This window comes from Mycolicibacterium palauense (genome assembly GCF_002592005.1).
Taxonomy (GTDB): domain Bacteria; phylum Actinomycetota; class Actinomycetes; order Mycobacteriales; family Mycobacteriaceae; genus Mycobacterium; species Mycobacterium palauense.
This window is the reverse complement of the sequence record NZ_NVQF01000071.1, coordinates 19,780-31,827: the sequence shown is the minus strand read 5'-3', so window position 1 is coordinate 31,827 and position 12,048 is coordinate 19,780. Positions and strand designations below refer to the sequence as shown.

The following is a 12,048-nucleotide window of genomic DNA, read 5'->3' as shown; positions in this document are numbered from 1 at the left end:
GTTGCGGGGGCTGGGGGATGCTCAGGCGTCGAGGTCCCGCACGGCGCTGTCCGGGAACGCCAGCGCCACCGGGGTGCCGTGCCGCAGCGCGTCGGGGGCCTGCGCGCTGAGCAGCGTCGCGGTCAGGGAGAGACCATCGGGGATCCCGCCGCTGATCTCGCTGCCGACCCCGCTGCTGACCTGGGTGGTGACTTCGGTGGTGACCTCGGTGGTGACGCGGGTGACCGGCCCGGCGTAGACCACCTCGGCCACCGTCGCCTCCAGGCGGCGCATACCGGCCGGCGCGGCGGCGGCGGGGTCGAGAACCAGCACCCGCTCCGGGCGGACGGCGAAGACGCCGCTGCGCCCGAGCACCGCCTCGGCGGCGGGCCCGTCGAGGACGTTGGAGGTGCCGACGAAGTCGGCGACGAACCGGTTGGCCGGGTGTTCGTAGACGTCGCGGGCGCGGCCGACCTGCTCGATGCGCCCCTGGTTGAAGACGGCCAGCCGGTCGCACAGCGTCAGCGCCTCGTCCTGGTCGTGGGTGACGATCACGAAGGTGATGCCGAGCTCACGCTGGATCCCCTTGAGCTCGAGCTGCATCTGCTCGCGCAGCTTGAGGTCCAGCGCGCCGAGCGGCTCGTCGAGCAGCAGCACCTTGGGCCGCCCGACCAGTGCCCGCGCCAGGGCCACCCGCTGCTGCTGACCGCCGGAGAGCTGCATGGGTTTGCGGGTGGCGTGGCCGGCCAGCCGCACCAGCTCCAGCGCCTCGCCGGCGCGCCGTCGGCGCTCGCGCTTGTCCACACCGCGCACCTTCAGCCCGTACTCCACGTTCGCGGCCACGGTCATGTGGGGGAACAGCGCGTACTGCTGGAAGACGGTGTTGGTGTCGCGCCGTGCCGGCGGCAGGGCGGTGACGTCGTCGCCGCCGAGGCGGATGACGCCGGCGGTGGGCTGCTCGAATCCGGCGATCATCCGCAGCACCGTGGTCTTCCCCGAACCCGAGGGGCCCAGGATGGCGAACAGCTCGCCGACGCCCACCGTCAGGGTCGCGTCCTCGACGGCGACCACCGTGTGCCGGCCGTCGGCGAACTCCTTGCGGACACCGACCAGCTCGACCTGGGGAGCGCCCGGGTCGGGAGCCGACGCGGGGCCGCGCTCCGGGGCGGAGGTACCAGACGGCATGCAGGGATCCTATGGATACCGTTGTCAGATCGCAGCGCCATCACGGATCACGCGGCCGAATGCGGTTTCCATCACCGAAAACCGCTGCACCGGCCCGGCTGGGCGCATGCTGAGACGGATGCGATTTTTGATGTGTCCGTGACCTGCGGCGTTGGCGTGAACAATGAGGTGGTTGTCGTACCCTGGGGCTCGTGTCGATGTCCCGCCGCGACCTGCTCCGATGCGCGGCCGTGACGCCGGCCGCGGTGGGGCTGGGCGCCGGGGCCACCGGGCTGACCACCGCGCTGTCCACCGTGCTGACCACGGTGATCGATCCGCCCCGAGCCGGGGCCGCACCACCGGCCGCGCCACCGGGGATGTCACCCGGGGCGTCACTGGGGATTCTGCTGGACTACGCGGCGGGCGTGATCCCGGCCGCCGACATCCGGGCCGCCGGCGCCGCCGGAGCTATCCGCTATGTCTCCGACCGCAGGCCGGGTGGGCAGTGGATGCTGGGCAAGCCCATCCAGCTGCCCGAGGCACGCGATCTCTACCGGAACGGGCTGAAGATCGTGTCCTGCTACCAGTACGGCAAGCAGGACACCGCCGACTGGCTGGGGGGCCGGGCCGCCGGGGTGCGGCATGCGCGCCGGGGGTGGCAGCTGCATGTGGACGCCGGCGGCTCCTACGGGGCGCCGATCTACGCCTCCATCGATGACGATCCCACCCATGAGCAGTACAAACAGCAGGTCGCGCCCTATCTGCGGGCCTGGGAGAGCGTCCTGGGGCACCAGCGCGTCGGTGTCTACGCCAACTCCAAGACCATCGAGTGGGCGCTGCAGGACGGGCTGGGCTCCTATTTCTGGCAGCACAACTGGGGTTCTCCCGGGGGCCGCGCGCACCCGGCCGCCCACCTGCACCAGGTGGAGATCGACAAGCGCAGCGTCGGCGGTGTCGGGGTTGACGTCAACCACATTCTCCAGCCCCGTTTCGGGCAGTGGGACTAACCAAAGTTACCCATCAGTAAGATTGTTCAGCAAACTCCTGTGCAGCGGCTGTACGAAGATTTCCTTGACGTGCGTCCCGTCGTGTGCCGTACGCCACGGCCGCCGCGCCGGCCGATCGGCGTAACTTTTAACATAACGATTACATAACAATACCGCCTTGATCAGCGCAGTTATAGTTACTCCACCGTAACCACCCGCCAGCAGGACGTTTGTCCTCCATGCGCGCGGCGCGCGTTCAGCGGCTCGTTACTCAACCTGCGGTTACTAGTGCGTAGAACTCGCCAGTAACCATCGAAGCCGCGAAAATTGCCTAGGTTCTTATGCCACTCTTAGTGCAGTCGGTGAACGCCCCCCGACGCCCGACGAAGAGAGTGACAGGGATCGACACGCCGGTGGAGCATTGCCTCACATCCGCCCGGGCCACGGGGCCGTACCGCGACGACGCGGGTCCGGTCGCCCATCTGATGGGCAGAACCTCCGATCGACACCTCCGCAGGGCAGCGCAGGTCTGAAACGGGCCGCCCAGACGCGCCCGCCCGGGGACAACACGACATTCGACATGACACTCGACATGACAGCGGACACAAGACAGTGGACAGGGAGACAATCAAGGTGACGATCTTCGAGCAGGACAGAGTGCCCAACAACAATGGCAGCGCTGCCGAGCCCGTGACCACCACCGCAGCTTCCCAGGCCCTCGTGGACCGTCTCACCGCCGGTGAGCCCTACGCCGTCGCCTTCGGCGGCCAGGGCAGCGCCTGGCTGGACACCCTGGAGGAGCTGGTCTCCTCGGCCGGAATCGAGCCCGAGATCGCGACGCTGGCCGGGGAGGCCGAGCTGCTGCTGGAGCCCGTCGCCCGCGAGCTCGTCGTTGTCCGTCCGATCGGATTCGAACCCCTGCGCTGGGTGCGGGCGCTGGCCGCCGAGGAGCCGGTGCCCTCCGACAAGCAGCTGACCTCCGCCGCGGTGTCGGTGCCCGGCGTGCTGCTGACCCAGATCGCCGCGGTGCGGGCGCTGGCCCGCCAGGGCATGGATCTGGCCGCCACACCGCCGGTCGCCGTGGCCGGACACTCCCAGGGCGTGCTGGGCGTCGAGGCGCTGGCGGCCGGCGGGTCCCGGGACGTCGAGCTGCTCGCGCTGGCCCAGCTGATCGGCGCGGCGGGCACCCTGGTCGCCCGGCGCCGCGGGATCGCCGTGCTCGGCGACCGTCCCCCGATGGTCTCGGTGACCAACGCCGACCCCGAGCGCATCTACGAACTTCTGGAGGAGTTCAGCCAGGACGTGCGCACCGTGCTCCCGCCGGTGCTGTCCATCCGCAACGGCCGCCGGTCGGTGGTCATCACCGGCACCCCCGAGCAGCTGTCCCGGTTCGAGCTGTACTGCCAGCAGATCTCGGAGAAAGAGGAAGCCGAGCGCAAGAACAAGCTGCGCGGCGGCGCGGTGTTCGCCCCGGTCTTCGACCCGGTGCAGGTCGAGGTCGGCTTCCACACCCCGCGGCTGTCCGACGCCGTGGACATCGTCACGGGCTGGGCCGAGGCCATCGGCATCGACGTCGACCTCGCGGGCCGGATGACCAAGGCCATCCTGATCGACCAGGTCGACTGGGTCGACGAGATCTCGGCGCTGTCCGAGGCCGGTGCGCGCTGGATCCTGGACCTCGGGCCCGGTGACATCCTGACCCGGCTGACCGCCCCGGTCATCCGGGGACTGGGCATCGGCATCGTGCCGGCGGCCACCCGCGGCGGCCAGCGCAACCTGTTCACCATCGGTGCGGTGCCCGAGGTGGCCAGGCCGTGGTCGAGCTACGCGCCGCAGCTGGTCACCCTGCCCGACGGCACCGTCAAGCTCGACACCAAGTTCACCCGGCTGACCGGTCGGTCGCCGATCCTGCTGGCGGGCATGACCCCCACCACGGTGGACGCCAAGATCGTCGCCGCGGCGGCCAATGCCGGGCACTGGGCCGAACTGGCCGGCGGTGGGCAGGTCACCGAGCAGATCTTCGAGGACCGCGTCGCCGAACTGCAGACGCTGCTCGAGCCCGGCCGGGCCGTGCAGTTCAACTCCCTGTTCCTCGACCCCTACCTGTGGAAGCTGCAGGTGGGGGGCAAGCGGCTGGTCCAGAAGGCCCGCCAGTCCGGGGCCCCGATCGACGGCCTGGTGGTCACCGCCGGCATCCCGGAGCTCGGAGAGGCCGTCGAGCTGATCGGTGAGCTCAACGACGTCGGCATCAGCCACGTGGTGTTCAAGCCCGGCACCGTCGAGCAGATCCGCTCGGTGATCCGGATCGCCGCCGAGGTCCCCACCAAGCCGGTGATCGCCCACATCGAGGGCGGCCGTGCCGGTGGTCACCATTCCTGGGAGGACCTCGACGACCTGCTGCTGGCCACCTACTCGGAGCTGCGCGGCCGCTCCAACATCACCGTCTGCGTGGGTGGTGGGATCGGCACCCCGGAGCGGGCCGCCGAATACCTGTCCGGGAGCTGGTCGGAGTCCTACGGCTTCCCGCCGATGCCGGTCGACGGCATCCTGGTCGGCACCGCGGCGATGGCCACCCTGGAGGCCACCACCTCGCCGGCGGTCAAGCAGATGCTGGTCGACACCCACGGCACCGACCAGTGGGTCGGCGCCGGCAAGGCCCAGGGCGGCATGGCCTCGGGCCGCAGCCAGCTGGGCGCGGACATCCACGAGATCGACAACACCGCCTCGCGGTGCGGGCGCCTGCTCGACGAGGTCGCCGGCGACGCCGACGCGGTGGCCGCGCGCCGCGACGAGATCATCGCCGCGATGGCCGACACCGCCAAGCCGTACTTCGGCGACGTCGCCGAGATGACCTACGAGCAGTGGTTGCGCCGCTACGTCGAGCTGGCCATCGGTGACGGCGACTCGACCGCGGACACCAGGCGTGTCGATTCGCCGTGGCTGGACATCACCTGGCGCGACCGGTTCGCCGAGATGCTGCAGCGCGCCGAGGCCCGCCTCGACGCCCTCGACTCGGGCCGCATCGACACGCTGTTCACCGCCACCGAGGCGGGCGAACGGCTGCTGGAGACGCCCGAGGAGGCGATCGCGGCGCTGCTGGCCCGCTACCCCGACGCGGCCACGGTGCAGCTGCACCCCGCCGACGTCCCGTTCTTCATCCAGCTGTGCAAGACGCTGGGCAAGCCGGTCAACTTCGTGCCCGTCATCGACAAGGACGTGCGCCGGTGGTGGCGCAGCGACTCGCTGTGGCAGGCCCACGACGCCCGCTATCCGGCCGACCAGGTGTGCATCATCCCCGGTACCGCCTCGGTGGCCGGCATCACCCGCGTCGACGAGCCGGTCGGCGAGCTGCTCGACCGCTTCGAGCAGGCCGCGATTGACGAGGCGGTGGCCCGGCTGGGCCAGGCCGGCGCGGAGCCGACCCCGGTGCTGTCGCGGCTGCGCGGCGGCACCGCCGCCACCGGCCCGCTGGCCCTGGTGCTCGACGCCCCCGACGTGCTGTGGGCCGGCCGCACCGCCACCAACCCGGTGCACCGCATCGCCGCGCCCGCCGATTGGCAGGTCCACGACGCGCGCTCGGCCACCGAACACTCCACCGGTGCGCGCCTGGAGGTGCTCACCGACGGTGATCCCGGGGCCCCGGCCTCGGTGGTGCTGAGCGTGCCGCTGTCGGACACCTGGATCGAGATCAAGTACACGCTGCCGGCCACCACGGTCGACGGCGGCGCCCCGGTGGTCTCCACCGACGACGCCGCGGCGGCCATGCGCGCCGTGCTGGCCATCGCCGCCGGCGTCGACGGGCCCGACGCGCTGCCGGTCCCGCAGGACGGCACCACCACCGTCACCGTCGGCTGGGACCCCGAGCGGGTCGCCGATCACACCGGCGTCACCGCCACCTTCGGCGCCCCGCTGGCCCCGACGCTGTCCACGGTGCCCGACGCCCTGGTGGGCCGCTGCTGGCCGGCGGTGTTCGCCGCGATCGGTTCGGCCTTCACCGACACCGGGATTCCCGTGGTCGAGGGCCTGCTGAGCCTGGTTCATCTCGACCACGCCGCGCACCTGCTGGCGCCGCTGCCCACCGAGCGCACCGAGCTGACCGTGCGGGCCACCGCCGGGTCGGCCTACGACACCGAGGTGGGCCGGGTCGTGCCCGTATCGGTGAGCGTCAGCGACGCCTCCGGGGCCGTGCTGGCCACGCTGGAGGAGCGCTTCGCCATCCGCGGGCGCACCGGCGCGGCCGAGCTGGCCGATCCGGCGCGCGCCGGCGGTGCGGTCTCGGCCAACGCCACCGACACCCCGCGGCGCCGCCGCCGCGACATCACCCTGACCGCCCCGCAGGACATGCGGCCGTTCGCGGTGGTCTCCGGCGACCACAACCCGATCCACACCGACCGCGCCGCGGCGCTGCTGGCCGGCCTGGAATCGCCCATCGTGCACGGCATGTGGCTCTCGGCGGCCGCCCAGCACGTGGTCACCGCCACCGACGGCAAGCCCGCCCCGCCGGCCAAGCTGGTCGGCTGGACCGCCCGCTTCCTGGGCATGGTGCTGCCCGGCGACGAGGTCGACTTCCGCGTCGACCGGGTCGGGGTCGACCTGGGCGCGGAGGTGCTGGAGATCTCGGCGCGCGTGGGTTCGGACCTGAAGATGGCGGCCACCGCGCGGTTGGCGGCCCCCAAGACCGTCTACGCCTTCCCCGGCCAGGGCATCCAGCACAAGGGCATGGGCATGGAGGTGCGCGCCCGCTCGAAGGCCGCCCGCAAGGTCTGGGACATCGCCGACAAGTTCACCCGCGAGACGCTGGGCTTCTCGGTGCTGCACGTGGTGCGCGACAACCCGACCAGCCTGATCGCCTCCGGTGTGCACTACCAGCACCCCGAGGGCGTGCTGTACCTGACGCAGTTCACCCAGGTCGCGATGGCCACCGTGGCCGCCGCCCAGGTGTCCGAGATGCGCGAACAGGGCGCCTTCGTCGAGGGCGCGATCGCCTGCGGGCACTCGGTGGGTGAGTACACCGCGCTGGCGTGCGTGTCCGGTGTCTACGAGCTCGAGGGGCTGCTGGAGGCGGTGTTCCATCGCGGCTCGAAGATGCACGACATCGTGCCGCGCGACGCGATGGGCCGGTCCAACTACCGGATGGCCGCCATCCGGCCGTCGCAGATCGACCTCGACGACGCCGACGTCAAGGACTTCATCGCCGAGATCTCGGCGAGCACCGGGGAGTTCCTGGAGATCGTCAACTTCAACCTGCGGGGCTCGCAGTACGCCATCGCCGGCACGGTGCGCGGCCTGGAGGCCCTGGAGGAGGAGGTCGAGCGGCGCCGCGAGATCAGCGGCGGCAAGCGCTCGTTCATCCTGGTTCCCGGCATCGACGTGCCGTTCCACTCCACCGTGCTGCGTGTCGGGGTCAACGACTTCCGCCGCGCCCTGGAGCGGGTCATGCCCGAGGGCACGGACCCCGCCCTGGTGGTGGGCCGCTACATCCCCAACCTGGTACCGCGCCCGTTCACCCTGGACCGCGACTTCATCCAGGAGATCCGCGACCTGGTGCCCGCCGAGCCGCTCGACGAGATCCTGGCCGACTACGACACGTGGCGTAGCGAGCGTCCCGAGGAGCTGTGCCGCAAGATCGTCATCGAGCTACTGGCCTGGCAGTTCGCCAGCCCGGTGCGCTGGATCGAGACCCAGGACCTGCTGTTCATCGAGGAGGCCGCCGGAGGTCTCGGGGTGGAGCGCTTCGTCGAGATCGGCGTGAAGTCCGCGCCGACGGTCGCCGGCCTGGCCACCAACACGCTCAAGCTGCCCGAGTACGCCCACAGCACGGTGGAGGTGCTCAACGCCGAGCGCGACGCGGCGGTGCTGTTCGCCACCGACGAGGATCCCGTCGCCGACCCCGAGCTCGAGGACGTCCCGGCGGCACCGGCGGCCGAGGCGGCTCCCGCGGCGGCCGAGGCCGCTCCCGCGGCACCCGCGGCCCCGGCCGCACCGGCCGGCGGACCCCGGCCCGACGACATCGGGTTCGACGCCGCCGACGCCACCACCGCGCTGATCGCGCTGTCGGCCAAGATGCGGCTGGACCAGATCGAGGCGCTGGACTCCATCGAGTCGATCACCGACGGTGCGTCCTCGCGGCGCAACCAGCTGCTGGTCGATCTGGGATCGGAGCTGAACCTCGGTGCCATCGACGGCGCCGCCGAGGCGGACCTGGGTGCGCTCAAGGGGCAGGTGACCAAGCTGGCCCGCACCTACAAGCCGTTCGGCCCGGTGCTCTCCGACGCGATCAACGATCAGCTGCGCACGGTGCTCGGACCGTCCGGCAAGCGCCCGGCCTACATCGCCGAGCGGGTCGCCAAGACCTGGGAACTGGGGCCCGGCTGGGCCAAGCACGTCACCGTCGAGGTGGCGCTGGGCACCCGCGAGGGCTCCAGCGTGCGCGGCGGCAGCCTGGGCGGCCTGCACGAGGGTGCACTGGGCGACGCGGCCTCGGTGGACAAGGCCATCGACAGCGCCGTCGCGGCGGTCGCCGCCCGCAAGGGTGTCGCGGTGTCGCTGCCGTCGGCCGGCGGTGGCGGTGGCGGGGTCGTGGACTCCGCGGCGCTGGGCGAGTTCGCCGAGAAGGTCACCGGTCCCGACGGTGTGCTGGCCTCGGCGGCGCGCATGGTGCTGGGTCAGCTGGGGCTGGACGCCCCGGTGTCGACCCCGGCCGCGGTGTCCGACGCCGAGCTGATCGACCTGGTCTCCACCGAACTGGGATCGGACTGGCCGCGGCTGGTGGCTCCGGCGTTCGACGCCAGGAAGGCCGTCGTGCTCGACGACCGCTGGGCCAGTGCCCGCGAGGACCTGGTCAGGCTGTGGCTCGCCGATGAGGACGACGTCGACGCCGACTGGGACCGCCTCTCGCAGCGTTTCGAGGGTGCCGGGCATATCGTTGCGACACAGGCGAATTGGTGGCAGGGCAAGGCTCTGGCGGCGGGCCGTACCGTGCATGCCACGCTGTTCGGCCGGATCGCCGCGGGTGCGGAGAACCCCGACAAGGGTCGCTACGCCGACGAGGTCGCCGTCGTCACCGGCGCCTCCAAGGGGTCGATCGCCGCATCGGTGGTGGGCCAGCTGCTCGAGGGCGGGGCCACCGTCATCGCCACCACCTCCAGGCTCGACGACGCCCGGCTGGCGTTCTACAAGAACCTGTACCGCGACTACGCGCGCTACGGCGCGACGCTGTGGGTGGTGCCGGCGAACATGGCCTCCTACAGCGACATCGACGCGCTCGTGGAGTGGATCGGCAGCGATCAGGCCGAGAGCCTGGGGCCCAAGTCGATTCACATCAAGGACGCCCAGACCCCGACGCTGCTGTTCCCGTTCGCCGCGCCGCGCGTGGCCGGGGACATGTCGGAGGCCGGTTCGCGCTCCGAGATGGAGATGAAGGTGCTGCTGTGGGCCGTCGAGCGGCTCATCGGCGGGCTCTCGACCATTGGCGCCGAGCGCGACATCGCCTCGCGGCTGCACGTGGTGCTGCCCGGTTCGCCCAACCGCGGCATGTTCGGCGGTGACGGCGCCTACGGCGAGTCGAAGTCGGCGCTGGACGCGGTCGTCAGCCGGTGGAACGCGGAATCGTCGTGGGCGCAGCGGGTCAGCCTGGCCCACGCGCTGATCGGCTGGACCAAGGGCACCGGGCTGATGGGTCACAACGACGCGATCGTCGGTGCCGTCGAGAAGGCCGGCGTCACCACCTACACGACCGCCGAGATGGCCGCGATGCTGCTGAACCTGTGCACGGTGGAGGCCAAGGTGGCCGCCGCCGAGTCGCCGGTGAAGGTGGATCTGACCGGCGGCCTGGGCGAGGTCGAGCTGGACATGGCCGAGCTGGCCGCCCAGGCCCGCGAGGAGATGGCCCAGGAGTCCGGGGCCGCAGCGGATCCCGACGACGAGCTGGGCGGCACCATCGCCGCGCTGCCGTCACCGCCGCGCGGTTACAGCCCGGCCCCGCCGCCGGTGTGGGAGGACCTCGACGTCGACCCCGCCGATCTGGTGGTCATCGTCGGCGGTGCCGAACTCGGGCCGTACGGCTCGTCGCGCACCCGCTTCGAGATGGAGGTCGACAACGAACTGTCGGCGGCCGGCGTGCTGGAGCTGGCCTGGACCACCGGGCTGATCGCCTGGGAGGACGACCCCAAGCCCGGCTGGTACGACGTCGAATCCGGCGAGCTGGTGCCCGAATCCGAGCTGGTGGAGCGCTACCACGACGCGGTGGTGGAACGCTGCGGCATCCGTGAGTTCGTCGACGACGGCGCGATCGACCCCGATCACGCCTCGCCGCTTCTGGTCAGCGTGTTCCTGGACCGCGACTTCCGGTTCGTGGTCTCCAGCGAGGCCGACGCGCGGGCATTCGTGTCCTTCGATCCCGAACACACCGTGGCCCGCCCGGTGCCCGATTCCGGTGACTGGGAGGTGATCCGCAAGGCGGGCACCGAGATCCGTGTGCCGCGCAAGACCAAGCTGTCGCGGACCGTCGGCGCTCAGATCCCGACCGGCTTCGATCCGACGGTGTGGGGCATCAGCCAGGACATGGCCAATTCGATCGACCGGGTGGCGCTGTGGAACATCGTGGCCACCGTCGACGCGTTCCTGTCGTCGGGCTTCACCCCCACCGAGCTGATGCGCTGGGTGCACCCGAGCCTGGTGGCCTCCACGCAGGGCACCGGCATGGGCGGCATGACCTCCATGCAGACCATGTACCACGGCAACCTGCTGGGGCGGGCCAAGCCGAACGACATCCTGCAGGAGGTGCTGCCGAACGTCGTTGCCGCCCATGTGATGCAGTCCTACGTCGGCGGCTACGGCGCGATGATCCACCCGGTCGGTGCGTGCGCCACCGCGGCGGTCTCGGTCGAGGAGGGTGTCGACAAGATCCGGCTCGGCAAGGCCGAACTGGTGGTGGCCGGCGGCTTCGACGACCTGACGCTGGAGGCGATCATCGGATTCGGTGACATGGCGGCCACCGCCGACACCGAGATGATGCGGGCCAAGGGGATCAGCGACTCGAAGTTCTCCCGCGCCAACGACCGGCGCCGGCTGGGCTTCCTGGAAGCTCAGGGCGGCGGCACCATCCTGCTGGCCCGGGGCGACCTGGCCGCCAAGATGGGCCTGCCGGTCCTGGCCGTCGTCGGGTACGCACAGAGCTTCGCCGACGGGGTGCACACCTCGATCCCCGCTCCGGGGCTGGGCGCGCTGGGCGCCGGCCGCGGCGGCAAGGAGTCGATGCTGTCCCGCTCGCTGGCCAAGCTCGGTGTGGGAGCCGACGACATCGCGGTGATCTCCAAACACGACACCTCGACGCTGGCCAACGATCCCAACGAGACCGAGCTGCACGAGCGGCTCGCCGACTCGATGGGCCGCTCCGACGGGGCGCCGCTGTTCGTCGTCAGCCAGAAGACGCTGACCGGGCACGCCAAGGGCGGTGCGGCGGTGTTCCAGATCATGGGCCTGTGCCAGATCCTGCGCGACGGCGTCATCCCGCCGAACCGCAGCCTGGACTGCGTCGACGACGAGCTGGCCACCTCCGGTCACTTCGTGTGGGTGCGCGAGGCCCTGCGGCTGGGCCAGAAGTTCCCGCTGAAGGCCGGTCTGGTGACCAGCCTGGGCTTCGGCCACGTGTCGGGTCTGGTGGCGCTGGTGCATCCGCAGGCGTTCCTGGCCGCGTTGGGTGCCGAGGAGCGGGCGGACTACCTGGAGCGGGCGCAGCAGCGTGTGCTGGCCGGCCAGCGCCGGCTGGCCTCGGCCATCGCCGGTGGCCGTCCGATGTACGAGCGTCCCGCCGACCGTCGCTTCGACCACGAGGCGCCGGAGAAGAAGCAGGAAGCGGCCATGCTGCTCAACGCGGCCTCGCGGCTCGGGGATGGCGACGTCTACATCTCGTGACCGT

3 protein-coding genes are annotated in these 12,048 nt (G+C 71.3%); 2 read left to right on the top strand and 1 reads right to left on the bottom strand.

All coding sequences use genetic code 11. The features are described from left to right. Positions 1-21: 21 nt before the first annotated feature. On the bottom strand, positions 22-1,164 hold the full coding sequence (locus CSR00_RS22690) for an ABC transporter ATP-binding protein (protein ID WP_099024676.1): 1,143 nt from the start codon (positions 1,162-1,164) through the stop codon (positions 22-24). 191 nt (positions 1,165-1,355) lie between these two features. On the opposite strand from CSR00_RS22690, the gene CSR00_RS22685 reads away from it, so the two are divergent. Together CSR00_RS22685 and CSR00_RS22680 are read left to right on the top strand one after the other, a co-directional pair. Beyond that, entirely contained in the window at positions 1,356-2,150 is a 795-nt protein-coding gene (locus tag CSR00_RS22685; protein ID WP_099024675.1) for a DUF1906 domain-containing protein, read from the top strand. 612 nt (positions 2,151-2,762) lie between these two features. Then, complete coding sequence (locus tag CSR00_RS22680) at positions 2,763-12,044, top strand: type I polyketide synthase (RefSeq protein ID WP_099024681.1); 9,282 nt, start codon at positions 2,763-2,765, stop codon at positions 12,042-12,044. Positions 12,045-12,048: the final 4 nt, after the last annotated feature.

Coding starts and splice junctions, on each gene's coding strand:
- CSR00_RS22690 (WP_099024676.1), bottom strand. CDS start 1,164: ATGCCGTCTGGTACCTCCGCCCCGGAGCGCGGCCCCGCGTCGGCTCCC.